Origin of the sequence: Pseudomonas kitaguniensis (assembly GCF_049199985.1) — a bacterium.
Classification (GTDB): domain Bacteria; phylum Pseudomonadota; class Gammaproteobacteria; order Pseudomonadales; family Pseudomonadaceae; genus Aquipseudomonas; species Aquipseudomonas kitaguniensis.
Genome location: NZ_JBLZPT010000001.1, coordinates 318,600 through 342,941, shown reverse-complemented (window position 1 = coordinate 342,941; position 24,342 = coordinate 318,600). Strand labels below are relative to the sequence as shown.

22 protein-coding genes are annotated in these 24,342 nt (G+C 59.4%); 13 read left to right on the top strand and 9 right to left on the bottom strand.

The genetic code is table 11. The features are described from left to right. Positions 1-2: 2 nt before the first annotated feature. The gene (locus ACOZK9_RS01675) at positions 3-881 is read right to left on the bottom strand and encodes a helix-turn-helix domain-containing protein (protein ID WP_058414909.1); all 879 of its coding nucleotides are present in this window, start codon (positions 879-881) and stop codon (positions 3-5) included. Between the two features lie 138 nt (positions 882-1,019). Here ACOZK9_RS01675 and ACOZK9_RS01670 point away from each other — a divergent pair, with 138 nt between their 5' ends. Continuing rightward, positions 1,020-1,922 carry a DMT family transporter gene (locus ACOZK9_RS01670; RefSeq protein WP_058414908.1) on the top strand — a complete coding sequence of 301 codons (903 nt, stop codon included), beginning with the start codon at positions 1,020-1,022 and terminating at the stop codon, positions 1,920-1,922. A 57-nt stretch (positions 1,923-1,979) separates the two neighbouring features. Here the strand turns inward: ACOZK9_RS01670 and norR are convergent, their stop codons facing one another. Further along, positions 1,980-3,536 carry a nitric oxide reductase transcriptional regulator NorR gene (gene norR, locus ACOZK9_RS01665; RefSeq protein ID WP_152751355.1) on the bottom strand — a complete coding sequence of 519 codons (1,557 nt, stop codon included), beginning with the start codon at positions 3,534-3,536 and terminating at the stop codon, positions 1,980-1,982. A gap of 147 nt (positions 3,537-3,683) precedes the next feature. On the opposite strand from norR, the gene hmpA reads away from it, so the two are divergent. The 8 genes from hmpA (at position 3,684) to queC (ending at position 12,023) form a co-directional block, all read left to right on the top strand. Further along, on the top strand, positions 3,684-4,865 hold the full coding sequence (gene hmpA, locus ACOZK9_RS01660; RefSeq protein ID WP_421555152.1) for an NO-inducible flavohemoprotein: 1,182 nt from the start codon (positions 3,684-3,686) through the stop codon (positions 4,863-4,865). 228 nt (positions 4,866-5,093) lie between these two features. Beyond that, positions 5,094-5,600 (top strand): disulfide bond formation protein B, encoded by a 507-nt coding sequence (locus ACOZK9_RS01655; RefSeq protein ID WP_058414905.1) that lies wholly within the window; start codon positions 5,094-5,096, stop codon positions 5,598-5,600. Between the two features lie 793 nt (positions 5,601-6,393). Further along, the gene (cyoA, locus tag ACOZK9_RS01650; RefSeq protein ID WP_058414904.1) at positions 6,394-7,335 is read left to right on the top strand and encodes a ubiquinol oxidase subunit II; all 942 of its coding nucleotides are present in this window, start codon (positions 6,394-6,396) and stop codon (positions 7,333-7,335) included. A gap of 3 nt (positions 7,336-7,338) precedes the next feature. Then, entirely contained in the window at positions 7,339-9,357 is a 2,019-nt protein-coding gene (cyoB, locus tag ACOZK9_RS01645; RefSeq protein ID WP_099235533.1) for a cytochrome o ubiquinol oxidase subunit I, read from the top strand. Positions 9,358-9,360: 3 nt separating this feature from the next. Further along, entirely contained in the window at positions 9,361-9,987 is a 627-nt protein-coding gene (locus ACOZK9_RS01640; protein ID WP_058414902.1) for a cytochrome o ubiquinol oxidase subunit III, read from the top strand. After that, positions 9,987-10,322 (top strand): cytochrome o ubiquinol oxidase subunit IV, encoded by a 336-nt coding sequence (gene cyoD / locus ACOZK9_RS01635; protein WP_058414901.1) that lies wholly within the window; start codon positions 9,987-9,989, stop codon positions 10,320-10,322. Before ACOZK9_RS01640 ends, cyoD begins: the two co-directional genes overlap by 1 nt. A gap of 11 nt (positions 10,323-10,333) precedes the next feature. After that, positions 10,334-11,221 (top strand): heme o synthase, encoded by an 888-nt coding sequence (cyoE, locus tag ACOZK9_RS01630; protein WP_058414900.1) that lies wholly within the window; start codon positions 10,334-10,336, stop codon positions 11,219-11,221. A gap of 103 nt (positions 11,222-11,324) precedes the next feature. Next, positions 11,325-12,023, top strand: a complete 699-nt coding sequence (queC, locus tag ACOZK9_RS01625; protein ID WP_152751357.1) for a 7-cyano-7-deazaguanine synthase QueC — start codon at positions 11,325-11,327, stop codon at positions 12,021-12,023. A gap of 42 nt (positions 12,024-12,065) precedes the next feature. On the opposite strand, the gene ACOZK9_RS01620 is transcribed toward queC, so the two are convergent. Together ACOZK9_RS01620 and ACOZK9_RS01615 are read right to left on the bottom strand one after the other, a co-directional pair. Beyond that, positions 12,066-12,950 carry a queuosine precursor transporter gene (locus tag ACOZK9_RS01620; RefSeq protein WP_122250027.1) on the bottom strand — a complete coding sequence of 295 codons (885 nt, stop codon included), beginning with the start codon at positions 12,948-12,950 and terminating at the stop codon, positions 12,066-12,068. Continuing rightward, complete coding sequence (locus ACOZK9_RS01615) at positions 12,937-13,542, bottom strand: helix-turn-helix transcriptional regulator (RefSeq protein WP_152751359.1); 606 nt, start codon at positions 13,540-13,542, stop codon at positions 12,937-12,939. Before ACOZK9_RS01615 ends, ACOZK9_RS01620 begins: the two co-directional genes overlap by 14 nt. A gap of 276 nt (positions 13,543-13,818) precedes the next feature. On the opposite strand from ACOZK9_RS01615, the gene glyA reads away from it, so the two are divergent. The 4 genes from glyA to ACOZK9_RS01595 all read left to right on the top strand — a co-directional run bounded on the left by glyA (position 13,819) and on the right by ACOZK9_RS01595 (position 17,270). Beyond that, complete coding sequence (glyA, locus tag ACOZK9_RS01610) at positions 13,819-15,177, top strand: serine hydroxymethyltransferase (protein ID WP_058414897.1); 1,359 nt, start codon at positions 13,819-13,821, stop codon at positions 15,175-15,177. 97 nt (positions 15,178-15,274) lie between these two features. Next, on the top strand, positions 15,275-16,360 hold the full coding sequence (ptaA, locus tag ACOZK9_RS01605) for a pyoverdine biosynthesis transaminase PtaA (protein WP_152751361.1): 1,086 nt from the start codon (positions 15,275-15,277) through the stop codon (positions 16,358-16,360). Then, entirely contained in the window at positions 16,357-16,887 is a 531-nt protein-coding gene (locus tag ACOZK9_RS01600) for an MFS transporter (RefSeq protein WP_318284173.1), read from the top strand. Before ptaA ends, ACOZK9_RS01600 begins: the two co-directional genes overlap by 4 nt. 56 nt (positions 16,888-16,943) lie before the next feature. Next, complete coding sequence (locus tag ACOZK9_RS01595) at positions 16,944-17,270, top strand: aminotransferase class V-fold PLP-dependent enzyme (protein ID WP_172979970.1); 327 nt, start codon at positions 16,944-16,946, stop codon at positions 17,268-17,270. Between the two features lie 10 nt (positions 17,271-17,280). Here ACOZK9_RS01595 and ACOZK9_RS01590 read toward each other — a convergent pair whose 3' ends face one another. The 5 genes from ACOZK9_RS01590 to ACOZK9_RS01570 all read right to left on the bottom strand — a co-directional run bounded on the left by ACOZK9_RS01590 (position 17,281) and on the right by ACOZK9_RS01570 (position 24,185). Next, on the bottom strand, positions 17,281-17,982 hold the full coding sequence (locus tag ACOZK9_RS01590) for a hypothetical protein (protein WP_099235520.1): 702 nt from the start codon (positions 17,980-17,982) through the stop codon (positions 17,281-17,283). Between the two features lie 99 nt (positions 17,983-18,081). Next, positions 18,082-19,086 carry a diguanylate cyclase domain-containing protein gene (locus ACOZK9_RS01585; protein ID WP_421555151.1) on the bottom strand — a complete coding sequence of 335 codons (1,005 nt, stop codon included), beginning with the start codon at positions 19,084-19,086 and terminating at the stop codon, positions 18,082-18,084. A gap of 225 nt (positions 19,087-19,311) precedes the next feature. Further along, positions 19,312-21,207: an alkaline phosphatase D family protein gene (locus ACOZK9_RS01580; protein ID WP_421555150.1), complete on the bottom strand. Its 1,896-nt coding sequence runs from the start codon at positions 21,205-21,207 to the stop codon at positions 19,312-19,314. Positions 21,208-21,330: 123 nt separating this feature from the next. Next, entirely contained in the window at positions 21,331-23,574 is a 2,244-nt protein-coding gene (locus ACOZK9_RS01575) for an ATP-binding protein (RefSeq protein WP_152751365.1), read from the bottom strand. After that, a complete protein-coding gene (locus tag ACOZK9_RS01570; RefSeq protein ID WP_421555149.1) occupies positions 23,571-24,185 on the bottom strand; it encodes a biliverdin-producing heme oxygenase in 615 nt (204 codons plus the stop codon). Before ACOZK9_RS01570 ends, ACOZK9_RS01575 begins: the two co-directional genes overlap by 4 nt. Between the last annotated feature and the right edge of the window lie 157 nt (positions 24,186-24,342).

Genomic DNA, 24,342 nt, shown 5'->3' with positions numbered 1-24,342 from the left:
GTTCAGACGGTGCAGAACGCCTGGCGGTATTCGCCAGGCGTGGCGCCCATGGCCTGGCGAAAGCGTTGGCTGAAGTGGCTGGCGCTGGCGAAACCGCACAGCCAGGCTATTTCACCCAGCGCCAGGGCGCCGCTGCGCAGCAGGCTTTGCGCATGGGCCAAGCGCCGCGCCAACAGGTATTGATGCGGCGGCAGGCCGAAGCTTTGGCGGAACATCCGCGCAAAATGGTATTCCGACAGCGTACACATCGCGGCCAATTGGCTCAGGCTGATCGGGTCTTGCAGGTGGTGGTCGATGTAGTCCACCAACAGCCGCCGTTGGTGCGCCGCCAACCCGCCTTTCAAGCGCAGCCCGTCGCGCGCGCCGACTTGGCTGAGCAATGTGTGGCTGAGCATTTCATGCGCCAGGCTGCTGGTCAGCAAGCGCTCGGCGGGCTCGTGCCAGTTGAGGGCGATCAACTGGTGAAAGCGCCGGGCCTGGTGTGCGTCTTCAAGAAAGGTGCTTTCGCGCAATTGCAGTTCACGCGGCTCACGGTCGAGCAGGGTGACGCAACCGAGGGCAAATTGCTCGGGGCTGAAATACACATGGGCCAGGCGAATCTCACCGTTGATCACCCAGGCTGACTGGTGCTCGGCGGGCAAAATGCACAGTTTGTCGGGGCCGCCTTTGGTGCCCGGCTGGTCGCGGCGAAAGGTGCCGGTGCCGCCGCCGATATAGCACGACAACGTATGGTGGCTGGGCGCCTGGTAATCCTGTGCATCGTGATGGTTGCTCCACACCGCCGCAGACACGCCGTCACCGAGCTCGGCGCAGGCTTCAAGGCGTGCGTTGGGCGAGCGGTTAAGCGCTTGAAACACGTGCAGCGATTCCAGATCAGGCATGGTGTGTACTCTTTGACGCCTTGCATCGTACTCCGCAGCGCGCGGGCTGTGAGCCCGCCGCGCAACAAAAGCGCAAGAATATGCAAGAGCGCCGGCGGGTTGCCGAGCAACACTGTGGCTCAACCTCCGGAGCCTGCCATGAACCTTTCCCTGTATTTACTCACCGTACTGATCTGGGGCACCACCTGGATCGCGCTTAAATGGCAACTGGGCGTCGTGGCGATTCCCGTGTCGATCGTCTATCGCTTCGGCTTGGCGGCGCTGGTGTTGTTTGTCGTATTGCTGCTTAGCCGCAAGTTGCAGGTGATGAACCGGCGCGGGCACTTGATCTGCCTGGCGCAAGGCTTGTGCCTGTTTTGCGTCAACTTCATGTGCTTTCTGACCGCCAGCCAATGGATTCCCAGCGGTTTGGTGGCGGTGGTGTTTTCCACGGCCACCCTGTGGAACGCCCTCAATGCGCGGGTGTTTTTCGGCCAGCGGGTCGCGCGCAATGTGTTGCTGGGCGGCGGCCTGGGGTTGATGGGCTTGGGCTTGTTGTTCTGGCCCGAGCTGGCGGGGCACACCGCCAGCCCGCAGACCTTGCTGGGTCTGGGCTTGGCGTTGTTGGGGACGATGTGTTTTTCGGCGGGCAATATGCTCTCCAGCTTGCAACAGAAGGCCGGGCTCAGGCCGTTGACCACCAACGCGTGGGGCATGGCGTACGGCGCGGCGATGCTGGCGACCTATTGTGGGGTGCGCGGTATACCCTTCGACATGGACTGGAGTGCGCGCTACGTCGGGGCGCTGTGGTATTTGGTGATCCCGGGGTCGGTGATCGGTTTTACCGCCTACCTCACCTTGGTCGGCCGCATGGGCCCGGAGCGCGCGGCGTATTGCACGGTGCTGTTCCCGGTGGTGGCGTTGAATGTGTCGGCGTTTGCCGAGGGTTACCAGTGGACCGCGCCGGCCTTGGCGGGGTTGGTGCTGGTGATGCTGGGGAATGTATTGGTGTTTCGCAAGCCCAAGCCTGCGAGCCCGACGCTTCAGGCCAAGGCCATCTAACGCGCGCGCTGGCTAGCCTGCGATGCCCTTCTGCCTGATCGTTCTAATGGGGGAGGGTTATTTGAGGCCCAGCCGTTTGGCCATGCGGCCCAGGTTGGCGCGGTCGAGGCCGAGTTCGCGGGCGGCGCTGGCCCAGTTGTGTTGGTGGCGTTGCAGGCACGTGCTGATGACCTGGCGTTGGTAGTGTTCGGTGGCCTGGCGCAGGTCGCCGGTGACGGTGACGGCGGCGGCATCCGCATCCGCCCGCGCCTCGGGCACCGGCGGCGCGCTGACGCAGGGCAAGTCGAGGTCCTGCGCGCTCAAGCTCAGAATGTTCGGGCGTTCGCGACAGTTACCCAGCGCTTTGAGCGCGCTGCGCCCGATCAAATGTTCCAGCTCGCGCACATTGCCCGGCCAGTTGTAGGCCAGCAATGCCGATTGGGCATCGCTGGTCAGGCGCAGGCCGCCCAAGCCCATGCGCGAGCGGTTCTGCTCCAGGAAAAACCCCGCCAGCAACAGCACATCGCGTCCGCGCTCGCGCAGCGCCGGCACGTGCAGCGGGTACACGCTCAGGCGGTGGTAGAAGTCTGCACGGTAATGGCCGTTGCGCACCTCTTCGGCGAGGTCGCGGTTGGTGGCGGCGATCAGGCGCACGTCCACCTGATGCTCTTTGTCCGAGCCCAGGCGCTGTAACTGGCCGCTTTGCAGCACGCGCAGCAGCTTGGCTTGCACGCTCAGCGACAACTCGCCGACTTCGTCCAAAAACAACGTGCCGCCATTCGCCAGCTCGAACTTGCCCCGGCGCTCGTTCAGCGCGCCGGTAAAGGCGCCGCGCACATGGCCGAACAGCTCGCTTTCCACCAGCGTCTCGGGGAGTGCGGCGCAGTTGAGGCTGATCAGCGGTTTTTCCGCACGCGCGGAGGCGGCGTGCAGGGCTTGAGCGACCAGCTCCTTGCCCACCCCGGTTTCGCCGGTGATCAGCACGGTCAGGTCGCTGCCGCCCACCAGCTTGATTTCTTCGACCAGGCGCTTGTGAGTCTTGCTCTGGCCGATCATTTCCTTGTGCTGTTGGCCGCTGGCCTGGCGGTAGATTTCGGCGCGCTGGTGCGCGTCTTCGGCACGCAGTGCCAAGCGCTCGATACGTTCGGCGACGTTGACCGTGGCCGCAGCGAGGCTGGCGAAGGCTTGCAGCGCTTCCAGCTCGACGCGCTCGAAATGCTCAGTGTCCAGCGCGTCCAGGGTCAACAGGCCCCACGGCTTATCCTCGATAAACAGCGGGCAGCCCATGCAGTCATGCACTGGCAGGTGGCCGTGCAGGCCATCGATCAAACCATCGTAGGGGTCGGGCAGTTCGCTGTCGCTGTCAAAACGGGTAGGGCCGGGGCTGCTCAGCAGCACGGCGAAACGCGGGTGTTCGCTGACCTTGAAGCGCCGACCGAGGGTGTCGGTGCTCAGACCATCAACGGCCAACGGCACCAACCACTCACCGTCCAGCCGCAACAACGCGGCGGCGTCGCACGGCAGCAGGGCGCGCAGGGCGTGCAGCAGGCGGCGGTAACGCTCGCCTTCAGGCAGCTCGCGAGACAGGTCTGCGACCAGCGGCAGCAGGGTAGTGAGCAGCGATTGTGCAGTCATAATGACTCCTTGTAGTCCGTATGACTATAAAGTGCTAGAAGTCATATTGACTACATTGCATTTAACTTATTGAATAATAGGGTTTTATTTATTGGCACACATCCTGACTAAGCAAAGGCATTCAGTTAGAAGACTCAGGAGTCTGCCATGCTTAGTGCCCAAGACCGTGCCATCATCCAATCCACTGTGCCGCTGCTCGAAAGTGGCGGCGAAGCGCTGATCACGCATTTTTACCGCATGCTGCTCGCGGAGCACCCGAGCGTTCGCCCGCTGTTCAACCAGGCCCATCAGGCCAGCGGCGACCAACCCCGCGCCCTGGCCAACGGCGTGTTGATGTACGCGCGGCATATCAATCAGTTGGACGCGTTGGGTGACCTCGTTGCCAAAATCATCAACAAGCACGTGGCCTTGCAGATTTTGCCGGAGCATTACCCGATTGTCGGCGCCTGCCTGCTGCGCGCCATCTGCGAAGTGCTGGGCAGCGAGATCGCTACGCCTGCGGTCATGAGTGCCTGGGGCGCGGCGTACGGCCAGTTGGCCGACATCCTGATAGGCGCCGAAGCCGCCATCTACGATCAAAAAGCCCAGGCGCCGGGTGGCTGGCGCGGTGCGCGGCCGTTTGTGCTGGTCAAACGCGTGGAGGAGAGCGCTGAAATCACCTCGTTGTATTTCGCCGCCGCAGATAACGGGCCGATCCTGGCCGCCGCTCCGGGCCAATACATCGGCATGAAATTGTTGCTTGATGGCGAAGAAGTGCGCCGCAATTATTCCCTGTCGGCGCTGAGCGATGGGCGCGTGTACCGTATCAGCGTCAAGCGCGAGCCTGGCGGGCGGGTGTCCAACTACCTGCATGACCAAGTGCCCGTGGGCGCGACTATCGACCTGTTCCCGCCGTCGGGTGAGTTCACCCTGGCCGCCAGCGATAAACCGTTGGTGCTGATCAGCGGCGGGGTGGGTATTACGCCGACATTGCCGATGCTCGAAGCGGCGTTGGCGACTGAGCGGCCGGTGCACTTTATCCACTGTGCGCGTAACGGCTCGGTGCATGCGTTCCGCGAGTGGGTCGATGGCTTGGCGGCCATGCACCCGCAACTGAAACGCTTTTACTGCTATGCCGAAGAGGATGGCACACGCCCGGCGCCGCACAGGGTGGGCATGCTGAGCCAGGCGCAACTGGCGGCGTGGTTGCCCGAGCAGCGTGATCTGGATGCTTACTTTCTTGGCCCTAAAGGCTTCATGGCGGCGGTCAAACGGCACCTGAAGGCGTTGGGTGTGCCGGAGCAGCAAAGCCGCTATGAGTTTTTTGGCCCGGCTGCGGCGCTGGAGTGACACGGTTAACAATGTGCTTTTTGTAGGTGTGTCAGTTGAGAAATACTTAGCTGACACACCGCTATCGCGAGCAAGCCCGCGCCCACAGTTGACTGCATTCTGCTTGAGAGAGTGGCTTGGCTATTTGCGCTGATTAATCCCCCGTTAACCCCTCTCTGTTTTAACCACACTCTGTGTGTAAACTTGCGGCCATCAGGCACAACCATAATCAGGCAAAGGGAAACGGGGATGAGTGACGAATTGCGTTTAGGCAGGGAGCGACGCTTTCTAGTGTTGCTGGGCATCATCTGCCTGGCGCTGATTGGCGGCGCGCTGTACATGCAAGTGGTGTTGGGCGAGGCGCCGTGCCCGCTGTGTATCCTGCAACGCTATGCGTTGCTGTTGATCGCGGTGTTTGCATTCATCGGCGCCGCGATGCGCAGCAAAGGCGCGGTCACTCTGTTTGAAGGGCTGGTGGTGGTCAGCGCCTTGGGTGGCGTGGCGGTGGCCGGCCATCATGTGTACACGCAGTTCTTCCCCGAAGTGAGCTGCGGCGTCGACGTGCTGCAGCCTATCGTTGATGAGCTGCCGCTGGCCAAAGTGTTCCCTCTGGGCTTTCAGGTTGACGGCTTTTGCAGCACGCCATACCCGCCGGTGCTCGGCCTGTCCTTGGCGCAATGGGCGCTGGTGGCGTTCGTGCTGACGGTGATCCTGGTGCCACTGTGCATTTACCGCAATCGCCAACGCCGGGCCTGAACCGATTCACCTAAACGCCTCGACCCTCCTTTAAGGAAGGGCGGGGCGTTTTTTGTGCTCAGGGATGTGTGAAAGGGCTGTGACAAGCGGTAATGTCTGTGGCGCGCAGCATGCGACATGTTGTCACACGGAGCCTGTCGCGGTAGGCTCCTGACGCGTAGAAACGCCGCATAAATTTGCGCCCGGCGGGTAAATTGTGCTGTCAGTTCGTCGTTTGAACGCTGCCACAAATGCATCCCGGCCCGCGCCATTCGGTGATGTCCGAATGCCTTGTTTTATGGGGACTTTCTTCGTGTTTGCGTGCCCCTACACGGTGCAGGGGAGGGTGTGGCCTGCGCAATAACACGGCAATTTTTGTGGTTTTTGTTGAGAATCGAACACGATAAGATCCTGAATCTTTGCAGGATTGGTGAAGGATTGTTGCTGGAATCGATAAAAATTATTTCTTTATAAGACATGGTTTATACATCGCTAGCTAACTACAATCGCCCGCAGTGGAAGTCCGATGCTGTTCAGTATTTGAGCATCGGAGTGGTCGAGGGGCAGACGGATCGCTCTGTGCGACCCCAGTTTCCGGCAGCCTTTCAACTATCCGCACCAAATGGAATTGGTCTGTAACAAGGCCTTTAGCCACGAAATCGAATAAGAACTCACCGCAGGTCCGTGAAACGCCCCGTCATGGCGTGCCGGGCAGGCTCTTATTCAATCGAAGAGAAATGCCAACCCTTGGCAGGGTGAAGTGTTGGCGATCAAAACCCAACTGCATTGCGCAAGCTGCTTTAGAGGTCGTGAGATGAGTAAAAACAGGTACCCCCGATTACTAGGCTTTTTGCCGCTGCTTGGCATGATGTTAATGCTGGGAGGCTGCAAGTGGACCTTGCTCGACCCAAAAGGACAGGTCGGTCTGGATGAACGAAACCTGATCATCACCGCCACCCTGCTGATGCTGCTGGTCGTGGTCCCTGTGATCATCATGACCTTCGCCTTCGCCTGGAAATACCGTGCGTCGAACACCAGCGCTACGTACGCGCCGAAGTGGTCGCACTCCACCAAGATCGAAGTCGCAGTTTGGCTGGTGCCGATCCTCATCATCGTTGCCCTGGGTTATGTGACCTACAAGTCCACCCACGCGCTGGACCCGTACCGCGAGCTGGAATCGGACGTCAAGCCGATCAACATCCAAGTGGTTGCGCTGGACTGGAAGTGGCTGTTCATTTACCCGGACCTGGGTATCGCCACTGTGAACCAGATCCGGTTCCCGGAGCACACTCCGCTTAACTTCAGGATCACCTCCGACGCCGTGATGAACTCGTTCTTCATCCCTGCGCTGGGCGGCCAGATCTACGCGATGGCAGGCATGCAGACCCGCCTGCACCTGATCGCCAACCAGAAAGCTGAAATGGAAGGCATCTCCGCTAACTACAGCGGCGCTGGCTTCACCGGCATGAAATTCAAAGCGATCTCGACGAGCCAGGAAGATTTCGACGCCTGGGTAGCCGAAGTCAAGGCCGCACCTAAACAGCTTGATCAAGCTGAATACGACGCCCTTGCCAAACCAAGCCAAAACAACCCTGTTGCGCTGTACTCCGCGTTCACGCCGAACCTGTTTCAGAAAATCGTCGACAAGTACGAAGGTATGAAACCAGGCAAGCCGGTCAAGCACGAGAAGAAAGAAGTGGCTGCGGTTGAAGGTTCTGACACAGGCTCGCATTCAACTGCTGGGGCAGAGGAGTAAACGATGTTTGGTAAATTAAGTTGGGATGCGGTCCCGTTCCACGAGCCGATCGTGATGGTGACCATCGCCATGATCGCGCTGGGTGGTCTGGCACTGTTTGCAGGTATCACTTACTTCAAGAAGTGGACCTACCTGTGGACCGAGTGGCTGACTTCGGTTGACCACAAGAAAATCGGTGTCATGTACGTCATCGTGGCCATGGTCATGCTGCTGCGTGGTTTTGCTGACGCCATCATGATGCGTACCCAGTTGGCCATGGCCACCGAGGGTTCGCCTGGCTACCTGCCGCCTGAACACTATGACCAGATCTTCACCGCTCACGGTGTGATCATGATCATCTTCATGGCGATGCCTTTCTTCACCGGCCTGATGAACCTTGCCTTGCCGCTGCAGATTGGTGCGCGTGACGTTGCCTACCCGTTCCTGAACTCCCTGAGCTTCTGGCTGCTGGTATCGGGCGTTGTACTGATCAACCTGTCGCTGGGCGTCGGCGAATTCGCCAAGACCGGCTGGGTGGCGTACCCGCCGTTGTCGGGTATTCAGTACAGCCCTGGCGTGGGTGTGGACTACTACATCTGGGCGCTACAGTTATCAGGACTCGGGACGACACTGACGGGGGTCAACTTCCTGGCCACCGTCTTGAAGATGCGCGCCCCTGGCATGAAGCTGATGGACATGCCGATCTTCACCTGGACCTGCACCTGGGCCAACGTCCTGATCGTGGCTTCGTTCCCGATCCTGGCCGCTACCATGGCGCTGCTGTCGCTTGACCGTTACCTGGATTTCCACATTTTCACCAATGAACTTGGTGGCAATCCAATGATGTACGTGAACCTGTTCTGGGCATGGGGTCACCCTGAGGTGTACATCCTGATCCTGCCAGCGTTCGGTATCTTCTCTGAAGTGATCTCGACCTTTACCGGCAAGCGCCTGTTTGGTCACCACTCGATGGTCTACGCTTCCGGCGCGATCTCGGTACTGGGCTTCATGGTTTGGCTGCACCACTTCTTCACCATGGGCTCGGGGGCAAGCGTCAACGCCTTCTTCGGCCTAGCGACGATGCTGATTTCGATCCCGACGGGGGTGAAGCTATTCAACTGGCTATTCACCATCTACCACGGCCGTTTGCGTATCACCAGCCAGGTTCTGTGGACCCTGGGCTTTATGGTGACCTTCGCTATCGGCGGCATGACCGGCGTACTGCTGGCCATTCCGGGGGCTGACTTCGTGCTGCACAACAGCCTGTTCGTGATCGCTCACTTCCACAACGTGATCATCGGCGGTGCGGTATTCGGTTACATCGCTGGTTTCAGCTTCTACTTCCCGAAAGCGTTCGGCTTCAAGCTGCACGAAGGCTGGGGCAAGGCTGCATTCTGGCTGTGGATCTCGGGCTTCTTCGTCGCGTTCATGCCGCTCTATGCACTGGGCTTCATGGGCATGACCCGTCGTCTGAACGCCACTACCAACCCTGAGTGGGTACCGTACCTGTACGTTGCCATGTTCGGCGCACTGATGATCGCTGCGGGTATCGCCTGCCAGCTGATTCAACTGTACGTCAGCGTGCGTGATCGCAAGCAGAACATGTGCGAGTCGGGCGACCCATGGAATGGTCACACCCTGGAATGGTCGACCTCGTCGCCACCGCCGTTCTACAACTTCGCTGTGATCCCTACTGCGAACACGATCGATGCGTTCACCGAAGCCAAGGAAGACGGTACTGCGTACCAGCAACCGAAGCATTACGAGCCGATCCACATGCCAAACAACACCGCCACCGGCGTGGTGATGGGTGCGCTGTTGACGGTGTTCGGTTTCGCGATGATCTGGCACATCTGGTGGCTGGCAATCGTGGGCCTGGTAGGCACCATCGGTTACTTCATCGTTCACGCAGCGCGTGACGATCAAGGCTACATGGTGCCGGTCGAAACGATCGAACGCATCGAAGCCGAGCAACACGCTCGCCTGGTAGCCGAGAAAAAAATCCCGGCCAACCGTGTAGAAACCTCGTTGGAACAGGCTTAAACCATGTCGAACTTAGTGACCAATGCTGGACACGCCCATGTCGATGACCATGGGCACGATGACCATCACCACGACGCCGGGCCAACGACCGTATTCGGTTTTTGGCTCTACCTGATGACCGACTGCATTTTGTTTGCGTCGATCTTCGCGGTGTACGCGGTACTCGTAAACAATACTGCCGGTGGCCCGTCGGGCCACGACATCTTCGAACTGCCTTACGTGCTCGGCGAGACCGCCTTGCTGTTGTTCAGCTCGATCACTTACGGCTTTGCCATGTTGGCCTTCTACAAGGGCAACAAGAAGGGCGTACTGACCTGGTTGGCTCTGACCTTCCTGTTCGGCCTGGGCTTCATCGGCATGGAGGTCAACGAGTTCCACCTGCTGATCTCCGAAGGTTACGGCCCGCACCGTTCCGGCTTCCTGTCTGCGTTCTTCACGCTGGTAGGCACCCACGGTCTGCACGTATCTGCAGGCCTGCTGTGGATGGCAGTGATGATGTATCAGGTCAATAAACACGGCCTGACCAGCACCAACAAGACGCGTCTGAGCTGCCTGAGCCTGTTTTGGCACTTCCTGGACGTGGTCTGGATCTGCGTATTCACCGTCGTCTACCTGATGGGGACTCTGTAATGGCTAATGCAAACTCCCATGACAGCCACGATGCAGGCCACGGCAGCGTAAAGTCTTACGCTATCGGCTTCATCCTGTCGGTAATCCTGACCCTGATCCCGTTCGGCCTGGTGATGTACCCAACCCTGCCGAAGTCGATCACCTTGATGATCGTCCTGGCGTTCGCGGTGATTCAGGTGCTGGTCCACCTGGTGTACTTCCTGCACCTGGACCGCTCGGCAGCCCAGCGTGAGAACGTGATTGCGTTCGTGTTCGCAGGCCTGGTGATCGTTCTGCTGGTTGGTCTGTCGCTGTGGATCATGTTCAGCATCCACACCTTCATGATGGCGAAGTGAGGTAAGACCCGATGTCGCTTAAGCACTTTATCCAAATCACCAAACCGGGGATCATTTTCGGTAACGTGCTTTCTGTGGCAGGCGGCTTCTTCCTGGCCTCCAAGGGACATGTCGATCTGGCCATCTTCCTGGCAGCAATGATCGGTACGTCCCTGGTGGTAGCTTCCGGTTGTGTGTTCAACAACTGCATCGACCGTGACATCGACGTCAAGATGGAGCGCACCAAGAACCGCGTGCTGGTGCAGGGCCTTATCTCCCTGAAACTGGCACTGCTGTTCGCGACCGTCCTGGGTGTTGCCGGTGTGGTGCTGTTGTACAAGGTAGCTAACCCGCTGGCGGCGCTGTTTGCCGTGATCGGCTTTGTTATCTACGTTGGCCTCTACAGCCTGTACCTCAAGCGCAAGTCGGTTCACGGCACGCTGGTGGGGAGTCTGTCGGGGGCGATGCCGCCGGTGATTGGTTATGTGGCTGTAACCAATAGCTTCGACATGGCCGCGCTGGTGCTACTGGTGATGTTCAGCCTGTGGCAGATGCCGCATTCCTATGCCATCGCGATCTTCCGTTTTAATGACTACCTGGCTGCTTCGATTCCGGTTCTGCCGGTTAAACGTGGCATTCAAGTCGCCAAGAAACACATTTTGCTCTACATCCTGGCCTTCCTCGTGGCGACCTTGATGCTGACCTTCAGTGGCTACGCCGGCATGAGCTACCTCGCCGTTGCCGCCGCCATGGGCATGTACTGGTTGTACATGGCCTGGACCGGCTACAAAGCGGTGGATGACACCGTGTGGGCGCGCAAGCTGTTCGTGTTCTCGATCTTCACCATCACCGCGCTCAGCGTGATGATGTCCCTGGATTTCCAAGTGCCCAAAGAGCTGTTGCTGACCTACGCCCACTGAGTGTTCGAGCAATAAAAGGCCCCGCCTTCGCAAGAAGCGCGGGGTTTTTTATGGCGTGCCCTTTAAACTATTCCCACCCTTTACACCTGCAGGAAGCAAAGCAATGAGTAAAAAAGCCGTTATCGTATTCAGTGGCGGGCAAGACTCGACGACGTGTCTGATCCAGGCGCTGCCGCTGTATGACGAAGTGCACTGCATTACCTTCGATTATGGTCAGCGCCATGTCGCAGAAATCGAAGTCGCACAAAAGCTGGCAAAACAACTGGGCGCCACCGTTCATAAAGTCATGGACGTGTCGTTGCTCAACGAGTTGGCCATCAGCAGCCTGACCCGCGACAACATCCCCGTGCCGACCGTGAGCAGCTCAGGCGACAGCCTGCCGAGCACGTTTGTGCCGGGGCGTAATATCCTGTTCCTGACCCTGGCTGCGATCTACGCCTACCAGGTAAAGGCCGAAACCGTGATTACCGGCGTCTGCGAAACAGACTTCTCGGGTTATCCCGATTGCCGCGATGAGTTCGTCAAAGCGCTGAACAAGGCGCTTGAACTCGGCATGGAATACGACGTACGCCTGGAAACCCCGTTGATGTGGCTGAACAAGGCCGAGACGTGGGCATTGGCCGATTATCACCACCAGCTCGAGCTGGTGCGTGAGCAGACGCTGACCTGCTACAACGGGATTATCGGCACCGGCTGTGGCAATTGCGACGCGTGCAACCTTCGCGCGCGTGGCCTGAATGACTACCTGCAGAACAAGCCGGCCGTCATGCAGAGCCTGAAGCAGAAGTTGCAGCTGAACTAAGTCACTGACGCCGATGGGTTGCCCCGTCGGCGTCTTGTTGAATCAGGCAGCGGCAGCGCTACCGGTGATCCAGCGTTTGAACAACGCACGCGCGCCGTAGGCGGGCAAGATATTGAAAAACGCAAAGCCGACTTTGATCGCGATTTGCACGTAGATCATGCTCAGGATGTCACTGGTCTGCATGGCGCCGTAGAAGGCGATGAAGCAAAACAGGAAGCTGTCGATAATCACCGCAAAGAACGTGCTGAGGAAGATGCGCAGGTACAAGTATTTGGAGTTGGTCAGTTCTTTGATCTTGCACAGCAAGTACGAGTTTATATTCTCGGACACCAGGAACGACACCGAAGAGGCGACCAACACCGAAGACACTTGAATGATCACGTCATTGTACGGGCCATCAAGCTTCCAGCCCGGCAGCCCCGGCAAAAACGTAGAGCCATAGAGCAAGATAATGATCATCGCGTTACTCGCAAACGCGAACAGAATGGCCCTTCTGGCGAGGCGCAAGCCGAATTGCTCGTTGAGCAAATCCACGATCAAAAACGTCAGCGGGTAAAGAAACGTGCCCGGCGTGACGATGATGCCCAGCGACTCCAGGTAAAGCGGTTTGGTCGCGGCAATACTGGTAAAAATATAAAAAGTGAACAGCAGCAAGTTCAGGATGATGTAAATCATCCACGAGCTTTCATTGCGGTCATTCAGGTCGTAGGCCGTGAGTGTCTCCCCCTGTGAGTAAAACTTCTTGTACATGTTCTTAACTTCCATTTTGTTGAGGTTATCCATTATTTCGCTGTTGATCACTTCACTGATCTTTTTCTTGATGACCTTGCCGGTGGCGATCACCATGATCACCGCCAGGCGCTTGTCATTCTCAAACCCCAGCAACTTGTATTTGCTGTTTTCAACAGCGCCTTCATGCGTTGTCATTGAAGCGCTCCTCAATGATGTCGCCGACCACACACACGCGCTCTGAGCTGGCACAGGCCTCAAGGGTGATGAACATTTTTTTAGTGGCCCGGTCGTACACCAGCTTGTCTTTGCCGAGGCTCGACGCGCCTTTTTGCACGATCAGTAAATCGCCCGGTTCATAGCTGCCGGAAATCGCATGCTCAAGCCGCACACCGATCAGGTTGTGGGAGGTGCCGAAGTAGTAGGTCAGCGGGTACAGCGTGGCCAGTTCGCCAATACGCTTGTCCAGGTTTCGAATCACCAGGCTTTGCTTGAGGATCGGCACCGCCGCCGGGTTCATGTTGCCCTGCGGCGAAACACTGCTTTCGATGATTTCCTTGGCTTCAAAATCGAGGGTCTCGATTTCGTCGTAAGACACGCCGAAGAAGTCGGAGATCTTGCGGATGGTCGACTGCTGGACGTTGACGACCTTGCCTTCAAGGATGTTGTAGATGGTGGTTCTGGTCAGGCCGGCCGCACTGCATAACGACAGCTGCGTTTCGCCACGACTCTTGATCAAATACTTGATGTTGCTCTTCAAGTGCTCGGTTTTTTCCCGTCGGTGTATCAAGTGCTCACCACTCCCTTTAAATCATAACTGTCCATTTTTGCAGCCAATCACGCGCTGGAGTGACCGTTCCCGAGGCGCATCTGGCGTTGCGGCGGCGCAAGTGTTGCATGCGTTAACCCCAACAATAAAGCCCCTGCTGCGCTGCCACGGCGCTTTGCCGGAGCTCAGGGCATGCAAAAAAACACATTTAATTTGGAAAATGTTTAATTTCCTGTTTAATTAACCGCTCGGTTCAGGACGAATCGGCACCTCACGCCCAGCAAGGGACCTGCACTAATGGCAGTCAATACCGTACAACTGAAAAACCAGGCCGACCTGCTGCGTCGTGGCCTGACGGCGCTGCAAGCAGAAGATTTCGAGCTTGCGAGCCTCCTCGATGCCGAAGTCACCCGGCAACACCGCACGCTCTCTCTGGTTGCCTCATCCTGCGCCGTAACGCCGCGAACCCTGGTGGCCTGCGCCTCGGCCCTGGTCAATGTGACGGCCGAAGGCAGGCCTGGCAAACGCCGGGGCAGCGGCTGCGAGAACGTCGAACAGGTCGAAGCGCTGGCCATTCGCAGAGCGCGCGAGCTGTTCGATGCCCACTACGCCGGCGTGCAGTCGGAATCGGCGTGCAGCGCGATTTCGCAGGTGCTCTCGGCGCTGCTTGAGCCTGGCGACACCTTACTGGACATGGCCAATGACGATGCCGGCGATGTTGCCCTCGGCAGCCCGGCGGTGTTCATCAGCGCGGCGTGTTACAAGGCCGTTCGCTACGGCATCACCCGCGAAGGCCTGATCGATTACGCGCAGGTGCGCAGCCTGGCCCTGGCGCACCGCCCGCGCATCATTCTGTGCAGCGCCTCGGCTTACTCGCGAGGGCTGGATTTCGAGCGGTTTCGCGCGATTGCCGATGAGGCGGGTGCGATCTTGTTGGCGGATATTTCCGACATCGCCGGGCTGGTGGTGACCGGGCGCCATCCGAGCCCGATCAACGCTGCACATGTCACCGTCACGTGCACCCACACGCAACTCGGTGGCCCGCGTGGCGGCTTGATTCTGTGTGGTCGAGATGCCAACACCAAGGTGCCCGGCTTGCGCTCGACGTTCAGCCGCGTGCTCGATCACGCCGCGTCGCCGCGCACGCAGTGCGCACCGGCGGTCAACCTGATCGCGGCAAAAGCCGCCGCCTTCGGTTACGCAAAAACCGCGCAATTCGACGCCTGCATGGGGCGTTTTCGCACACTTGCCGATGAAGTCACCGATGCGTTTCAGGCCCACGGCTACCACGTCGTCGGTGGCTGCAGTGAAAACCCAGCGGTGCTGGTCACGTTGCAGGGTGGCATGACTGGCTACATTGCGGAGTCGGCGCTGGAGTCGTGCGGCATCGTCGTCAACAAGCATCGCGTACCGGGCGATGCGCGCTCGTCCTGGGTGACCAGCGGGTTATGTATCGGCACCGGCGCCATGGCCCAACGTTTGGTCGACCGTGAGGGCTGCCGGCAAGTTGTTGCGCTGGTGTGCCGAGTACTCGACAACGTCACGCCGCTGGGCGAGCTGGATTACCAACTGCAACCGGCGGTGCGCGAGCAGTTGCGTGCCGAGGTGCAAACGCTGTGCGCGGAGTATCCGATTGGCGACTACCTGGAGGGCTGATTCGCGGGTGCCCGGTTAAATCAGCCGGCGCTTTCCTCGTCATATTCCTGTGTACGAGCAGTGCGAACCCATCACCCGCCTACAAGGAGTAGTCCCCATGGTCAGCGTCAGCCGTCGCTCCCTTCTCGCCCTCGGTGCGGCCCTGCCGGTACTCGGGCGCCTGGATTGGGCGGTCGCCAGCCCTTCGCCGACCAAGGCCGACACGGTGCGGCTCAATTACAACGAAAGCCCCTACGGGCCTTCAGCCGCCGCCCGCGAGGCGATGCAGCGCGGGGTTGGCATTTGCGCGCGTTATCCCTACAGGCACATGTACGCGTTGGCCGCGCTGTTTGCCCAGCAGCAAGGCATTGCCGAAGAACAGGTGGCGGTGTTTGCCGGCTCCATGGCGGCCCTGCGTTACGCCGTTTTGGCGTTCACCAGCCAAAGCCGCGGCCTGGTGATGGCCACGCCGTCCTACGAAGTGCCGCGCCAGGCTGCCGAATCGTGGCAGGCGCCGGTGCACGAGGTGAGCCTGAACGCTACGCACGCGCATGACCTGCCGGCGATGCTCGCAGCCGACCCCCAGGCGGGCATGCTGTATGTGTGCAACCCCAACAACCCGACTGGCACGCTGACGCCGCCCGAGGCGCTTCGGCAGGCCTTGGCGAACAAACCCAAAGGCAGCGTGTTAGTGGTGGACGAGGCCTATATCGACTTCTCTGAGGCGGCCAGTTGCGTCAGTTGGGTCAAGGACCATGACGACGTGTTGGTGTTGCGCACGTTCTCGAAAATCTACGGCATGGCCGGCGCGCGTCTTGGCCTCGCGATCGGCCACCCGGCGCTGCTGGAACGGCTGGCGGTGTTCGGCGGCGACAATGTGCCGGCGGCTTCCACGTTGCTTGGCGCGCGTGCAAGCCTGGAGGACATCAAACTGCTTGCGCATCGCAAGGCGCTCAACACCCAACTGCGTGATGAAACCGTGGCCTGGCTGCAGGGCCGGGGGTTTACCTGCACGGCGTCGCAGAGCAATTGCTTCATGGTCGATGTGAAGCGACCGGCGCAGCAGGTGATTGAACGGCTGGCCGCACACAACGTACTGATCGGGCGCGTGTGGAAAGACTGGCCGCAGTGGGTACGCGTGACGGTGGGCAATAAACACGAGATGCAACGCTTTCGTGAGGTGTTTGCGACGCAGGTGACCTGACCCGAAAGGCCTACGCGCTGCCGCCGACGTTTCTTTCGGCCTACATCATCAATTACACCGAGTTGCCAGCGTATTACGTCGGCATCATTTTCTTCATCAATGCACTGTTGGTGATTCTGTTCGAAGTGCCGATCAATCAACGCATGTCGCACCTGTCGAGCAGCCGCTCACTGGTGGCCGGTTTCCTGCTGGCGGGTGTGGGTTTCTTCCTCATGGGGTTCAGCCACATCGGCGCGCTGTTACTCGTGGCCACGGTGCTTTGGAGCCTGGGCGAGATGATCGTGTTTCCCGGCATCACCCACTATGTCAGCAGTATTTCCAGCCGGCATACCGTCGACCGCAACCTTGGCTATTACTCGGCGGGCGTGAACATTGGGGTCATGATCACGCCGTCGCTGGCGTTCATGTTGGTGTCCCAGCCATCACTGCCTTCGCCCTGGCTGTTGGCCGGGAGCGTGTTGCTGTTGTTCGCAGTGGCAGTGGGCGTGATGAAAAGCTCGACTCTTTTGTGGAACAAGGAAGCGTGAAATGAATATCGTGCATTCGAACACCGCCGGTGCGGGTTTGATGTCTGGACGACGATGTGTTTCTGGTCAGCGTCTCGCACCTTCCGTCGTGCTGTGGCGTGATCAACCCGATAGAGGCACTGGGCGCGCTGCTCAAGGGTTCGAACGCGCTGTATGCCGTGGATGCGTGCCAGTCGCTGGGGCAGTTGCCGCACAACCTGCCGGCCAAGGCATTTGTCGGCCAAGCCCGCGAGTTGGGGCTCAACCTGTGGGCGGGCACTGCCGCGCATACGCCGTTGCTGTTGAAGGACCTCGGCGCGAGCCATTTTGTGCGCGCCTCGGTGGGCCGGCATATCACCCTCGCGCAAGTCGAACAGGCGCTGTTGACCCTGCGCAGCGTGTAGCGCCTGGCACTTACTGTGCGGCGATGCTGTAACCGTCAAACGCGCTTTGCTGTTGCAGTGCGGTCACGATGCTTTTGCGCGTGACCGGCTGCTCCACGCCACTGTTGTCGACGAAGGTTGCGTTTTCCAGCTCCGCCTCACTGCCTTCACCCACAAACGTGAAGCCCAGGAACTCCAGCGCTTCACGGTCAACGTTAAGTTTGGTGCGCGGGGTGCGCAGCGCCAGGGTGACGCTGACGTCATCTTTGCTGATCACAAACACTTCAGCGTCTTTCTTCGGCCGTGCAGCTTTGCTCTTGCCGGTACTTGGGTTGCTGATGGCCTGGTGAGACTGGTTCAGCACCTTGAGGGCCAGGCCGTAGACCAGCTCCTGAAACTGCGGGTCGTCCTTGAAGCTGGACAGGATGCGGCTGATCGAGAATTTGCTGCTGAGGTCTTCCAGCGCAATGTTGTCGGCGGCCTCGGCGTCTTTCAGTTGCTTGAGCTGGCCCATCAGGTCATAGGCCTTGTCGTCGTCGAAGGCGTCCTGTGCCTGGCGGATAGCCACGCGCAGCTCGCGTATCTGGTCGCTTTCCTTGGAGGTGTGAAATGCGTCCAGCACCATCTCGCTGATGATCTTGGCGGCCGGCACATGCTGTGAAAGATTGATGGCGTTTTCGTATTCAGCTTTGGATTGCAAGGCGATCACGGATGCTTCTGCGGATTCGGACATTGAAATTTCACTACTTCAGTAAACGGGACAAAAAAGCGTCGCGCATTTTCAGCGGGGAGGGGGATCAGGTCAAGGCGGCACACTGCCCTTGTCGCGGCGTTACTCCGACACGCTGTCCTTGCCCGCCGCCTTGGACCGATACAGCGCTTGATCGGCGCGTTGCAGCAGGGCCGCGGGTGACTCACCCGATAGCCGCTCTACGACACCCTGGCTCAGGGTTAATGTGTGGTTGCCCACGGTGGGAATCTCGATGATTTTGCGACGAATTCTTTGCGCCAGTTGCCTGGCACTGCCCAAGGTACTTTTGGGCATGACCACCACAAATTCATCCCCGCCCCAGCGAGCCAGCAAGTCACCTGGGCGCACACAGGCTTCCAGGGCTTCCACCAAATTCACCAGGGTTTGGTCGCCGACGCCGTGGCCATATTGGTCGTTGATCGGCTTGAAGTCATCAATATCCATAGCCACCAGCGCGAGCGGCAAGCGGAAGCGTTCGGCACGCTCGCACTCTTCCAGCAGCACTTTTTCCAGGCGATAGCGGTTGGCGATGCGCGTCAGGGTATCGCGCTCGGCCAGGGAGCGGTTTTCGTCCACCTGCAGTTGCAACTGCAGGTTGACCCGCGACAACTCACGGGTGCGTTCAGACACCAGGGTCTCCAGGGAGTGGTTACGCTGTTGCAGCGTTTCGAGGGAGTGTTTACGCGCTTGAATATCGCGTTGCGCGCCGACCATGCGTGCGACTGAACCGTCGGCGTTACGCGAAATCACGTAGCCATGGTCCTCTACCCACATATACGTGCCGTCTCTCTTGAGGCAACGGTATTCGACTTGGTAATGAGTGGCTCGCCGACTGATGTATTCATCAAACTGCGCCATGACCTGAAGATAGTCATCGGGGTGGATCACGCTTTCCCAGGTGAACACGCTGTTCTCCAGGGAGTGGCGGGCGTAGCCAAGAATGTCGTACCAGCCGGGGTTGCGATAAACGAAACCGCTGTTGGCGTTCCAGTCCCATACGCCATCGCTGACCAGTTCCATGACGGCATGCAACATGTCGGCGTTCAGTTCGGAAAAATTATTCCTGTTGCCCGGAGCATCATCCATTTTGCACGGTTTCCTGCGTTGGCTGGCGCGCAGGCCAGTCTTTATTGACGCCGAGACTCCGGGGCTAATTTTACTGTACATCGGATTGGATAGATGGGGGGGCGATGTTTTAGTCGAATGGCTATGTGCTATTGCCTGAATCGACAACAGGCGCGCTATGCCTTCATCTGTTTGGCGATAAAAAAACCGGGCTGATGCTGATTTAATCTGCGCAAGCGCCGCGCCTTACTTCGGCGCGACCATCCGCGTTTTCGGTGTGCCATTCGCGTTGTGCTGGTAAATCGCCTCAGGCTGGCCCTGCTCATTGAAAAACACCTGGCCGATGCCCGCCGAATTCCACAGCCGTTCACCGGCCTCGGCATGCTGCGGAATATGCGGCACCACCTGCATGGTGCGGCGGCGAGTAAACCCGTTGAGCGGCGAGCGCGGCGAGTAGAGCCAGCGGTTGAGGCGGTCGAACCATTCCAGCAGGCGTGGCGGGAACTCGTTCTTGATGCCGCTGCTGGTGATCTGCCAGATCCTGGGTCCCGCGGTGCGGTGGCGGATCAGCACTTCATAGACGAACGAGTAATGCACGTCACCCGAGAGAATCACGTAGTTACCCGGCGTGCGCGAATGGCGGAAGATGTTGAGGATGACCTGCGCCGCGCCGCGATGGGCCATCCAGTTTTCGGCGTCTACCAGCAGCGGGTAGCCGCACCAACTGAACACCTTCTGCACGGTCTCGATCAACTTCACGCCAAAGATCGGTGCGGGCGAGACGATGATCGCTGACGGGTGGTCGAGCAACGCTTGTTGCAGCTCACTCAGGGCTTCCCAGTCCAGCAGGCCGGAGGGTTGCTTGAGGGTGAACTCGCTGCGCCAGCGCCGTGTGCGCGTGTCGAGTACCACCAGGGCGGGCGTGGTCGGCAGTACGTAATGCCAGTGCTGAAACTTCAGCAGTGTTTGCAGCAGGTTATCCTGCGCGCCGGCGTCCAGATGGTTGCCGTGTGGGTGGGCGGTCAGTGCCTGGGTTTGGTTCACCAATGGGACAAACACATCCGGCTGGTTGCCCCAGCCCTGGCATAGCATGTAAGCGAGCAGCGCGTTGCCGATGATGCGTTTGGAGAACGGGTGGCCGTAGGCGGTTTCTTCCCATTGGGCGCTGAGGTTCCAGTCGTCGGTAATGTCGTGGTCATCGAAAATCATCAGCGTCGAGAGGTGCGCAAACACCCGTGCAACACCGGGCAGTCCGTCACGGAAACGGTCGATCTGCACCTGCTCGCGGGCATAACGCGGCTGTTCTTCGGCGCTCAGTGTCGGCGGTTGCAGGGTGATCAGCGCCCAGGGCGTGGGCGACCAGACCAGTGCGTACATCGCGATCACTTCGGCAAAGGTCACCAAGTGGTTGTCGGCGGTGCTACTGGTGAAAATCGGCTTTTTTACGCCACCAAAAAACCGTTCGCGCAAGGTCTCGTTGCTGTCCAGCGCGGGCAGCAGGTCGGCGCGATTGTAATAGCTGGCGCGATGCCCATAGAGGCTTGCGCTGTCATCCACCACCGCGCCTTCCAGGTATTCGTCGAACAGCCCGAGGCGCGCGATCAGTGCATGAATCGCGCGCAGCATCGGCCCGGCCACATCGTCGGCGTAGATCTGGTCGCCACTCATCATCATCAGCGCCGGGCGTTCGGCCAGCGTGTGTGCGTCGGCCAGCAGGCGGTCGACGCACAGCAAGCCTTCGTCCGCTGTGTGGTGGGGTTTACGGCACGAGCCATGCACCAACTGGTGCAGGCGGCTGTGCAACACGAACGTCGCGGTGGGCGCTTCGGCATACAGCAGGTGCGGCGCCCATTCGGCAATGCCGAGGTTATCGATCAGCAGGTCATAGCCGATCACCACGTCCAGCGGCAGAGCGTCGTCCAGCGGCACGTCGATCAGGTGGATGAAAGCGTGGCGCCCCACCGCCACGACCTGGCACTGGCCCTGGTCCAACTGAATTTCGCGGGTGTGTTCGCCAACGTGCAGCCTCAGGGTTGGCGACAGTTCACGGGTTGCCATCAGCCACAGCACCAAGCGTTTGGGTTCCAATCCCCGCAACAGTGGCCCAACAATAACGGCGGGCAGGGTGCCTGCTTGACGCATAGGGAAGACAGCTCTGTGCAAATAAAGCACCCAGCTTAACCCAGCGGATGTCAGCGTTTTGTTAAGCCCCGGCTGGCGGGCCTGTGTGGCAAGCCCACTCGCCACACACACATCCAGCCTCTATCAGGTACACAACCCTTCAACCGCCTTGGGCACGGTAAAGCGGAATTCACTGCCTTTGCCCAGTTCACTTTCAGCAACGATCATGCCGCCGTGCGCCTGGATGATGCCTTGGGTGATGTAGAGCCCCAAGCCGCTGCCGTTGGGGTTGTTTTCAGTCTGTGTCCAGTAGCGTTCAAACACATGCGGCAATTGCTCAGGCGCAATGCCTTCGCCGGAGTCGCGCACCGAAAACAACACATCGTCGCCGTCGCTTACGGCGTTGATGTCGATGGCGCCCAGGCGTGGGGTAAATTTGATCGCGTTGCCGACCAGGTTCGACAGCACCTGGAACAAACGCTCCGGGTCGGCATTGATGTGCAGGCCGGGTGTTGCGTTGAACGACAGTTCGATGCCTTTCTCCATCGCCAGCGGCGCGAGCAACGAATAGGCCTCTTCAAACATATGGCTGACGTCGAGTGCCACCGGCTTGACCACATAACGCCCGGCTTCGATTTTTGAGGTGTCGAGCAAGTCTTCCAGCAGCACATTCATACGCCCGGCCGCCTGTTGCATGGTGTCGATGGCCGACGAGATACGCCGCGACGTGTGTGGGCCTTCAGAGCTGAAGGTCTTTTGCATCATGCCGCAGAGCATCGAAATAACCGTCATCGGGTTACGCAGGTCGTGGGACACCACCGCCACCAACTCATCACGCGCACGCACCGCTTGCTGCTCGCGCAGTACCTGGCGCGCCAAGTCGTTTTCCAGCGCCGAGCGGCGCAGGTCGTTGGCGGCAAACAGGTCGCCATGGCTCCATCGAGTGGAGATGCCGGCCATTTCCACTTTCCAGATTTCAAACGAGGTGCGTGGGCGCAGGCGCATACCAGCGTCGGAATTGTCCAGGTCCAGCGGTTTGTTCGGGTTACCGCTCCAGTTGATGTTCTCTTTCACTTCCGGGCGAAACCACAGCACGCCGTTGTCCACCGGCTTGGGCAAACTCATGGCCAGTACGCCACTGGCCACTTGCTGATAGTCAAGTGCAGGCGGGTACACCGAGGCCAGGTTGTGGCTTGCAAACACCGGTGTGCCGCGCGCTTGCAGCCACGTGTGCAGCGCGCGAATCTGCGCTGGCTGTGGGCAATCGCCGTAAACGTGCAGTTGCTTGTCTTCGATGATCGCCACGCCGCTCGAATGGGTCAGGTCCATTAACCACTGCGGCTGCTGGGCCAGGCTCTCGAACACGCCTTGCTCAGAGGCTTTCATCGCCTGATCGAGCAGCGCCAGCGCCTCGACTTTTTCTTCGCGCTGACGGCTCAGGTCCAGCGCCTCCATAGCGCTGATCTGCAACGACAGCACCTGGCCGATGGTTTGGCACGCGGTGCGCAGGTCATTGGGTACCAGCAATGGCTCGCGGTTGCCGCAACTGATCAAGCCCCAGAGTTTGTCGCCCTTCATCAACGAGATGCTCATGGACGACAGCACGCCCATGTTTTGCATGTACTGGCAGTGAATCGGCGACACACTGCGCAGCGTCGCGAAGCTAAGATCCAGCGGCTGGCCGGTGTCCGGGCGCAACGTGGGCAACAGCGGCACCGGCTCGTATGCAGCATTGGGGATAATGCGCAGCCAGTTGGTGCGATACAGCTCGCGGGCCTGCTCGGGGATGTCGGACGCGGGAAAGAACAGCCCGTTGAACAGCTCCATCGACGGCGCCGAGGCTTCGGCGATCACCTGGCCATGGCCTTCATCTTCAAAGCGATAGATCAGCACGCGGTCGTAACCGGTGATGGCCTGAACTTCATTCACGCTGATTTCGTAGAGTGCTTGCAGGGTTGTTGCCGACTGCAAGCGTTGCAACATTTTGCCCAAGTCACTGATGCGGCCATTCAGCGCGCGTGGCTTGAAATCTTCGAGCCTGGGTTCGAACTCCAGCACCAGCACGTGTTGATGGCGATGCAGCAGGCCTTCGAATGGCGCACCGTTGAGCGTGACATGCAGCGGCGGCGCGTCGAAAAAACAATTGTCTTCAGCCATGGCGCGCACGGCCTGGGCGTGTTCTGCGCCAATCAGCGTGTGCAGCGGCTGGCCTAACAGCGCTTCAGGCGCATGGTTGAACACGCTGCCGACGTTGGCGCTGACCTGGATGATGTTCAGGTCAGGCTCCGACAACGTCAGCAACACACCGTGAGGCTGAATCGCCCCCGGGAAGCGAATGGGTTCGTCGGCACAGTTGGCAAGCAGCGCGTCAAAATTCTCGGGTTTCATAGCAGTACCTCCTGGCTGGCAAGCCATTGCTCAAAGCAACTGAACGTTGCACACGCCGCCATCACCGCGCGCTGCTTGGCGGCCGCGCTCAGTGGCTGGCGGCCCAGGTAATCGAGAAAGTCTTTCCAGCGGCGACCGGTCTCGGCGCCGTACACGTTGAGAAATGCGCCGCCGTTATCCGCGTCGAGGTCCAGGCGTCGGGCCATTTCGCGGCGCAGCACCTGGCCACCCAATGTCGCGCCTTCCAGCACATACAGGGCGCCAAGGCAGGCGGCGGGAGTGGCCAAGGTCGGCAGTTCGCAGCAACGGGGCAGGGCGCCGATGGCCGTGTCATTCAAGCCGAGGGCGTGCAGGTCGTTGACCAACGTGGGGGTTTTCACACGCAAAACGCTGTCAAATCCATCCGGGATCAAGCCACTGTCAAACAGCGCCGTCTCCATCGGCCGATAGAACCCGTAATACGCCTGGATCAAGCGCCGGTACCAATCAGCATCCAACTGCTCGGAAAAAAACGGCAGGCGTTTTTCCAGCGCTACGTGCAGCAGGCCGGTGCCTGTGCGCAGCGATTCCAACAATGACGGCGCACCAACCTCAAGGGCCTGTGAATGCATTCAATACGCTCGAACTGTGGGCCTTTCGGCCATGAATGACGCGAGTAAACAGGCGCCGATTCTACACAACTCATTGCGGCCGACCGTGCGCATAAAGCGAAAAGGCTGACCGGCGAATCAGAAAAGTCGCACCTGGCGTACGTAATGGCCACAAAGC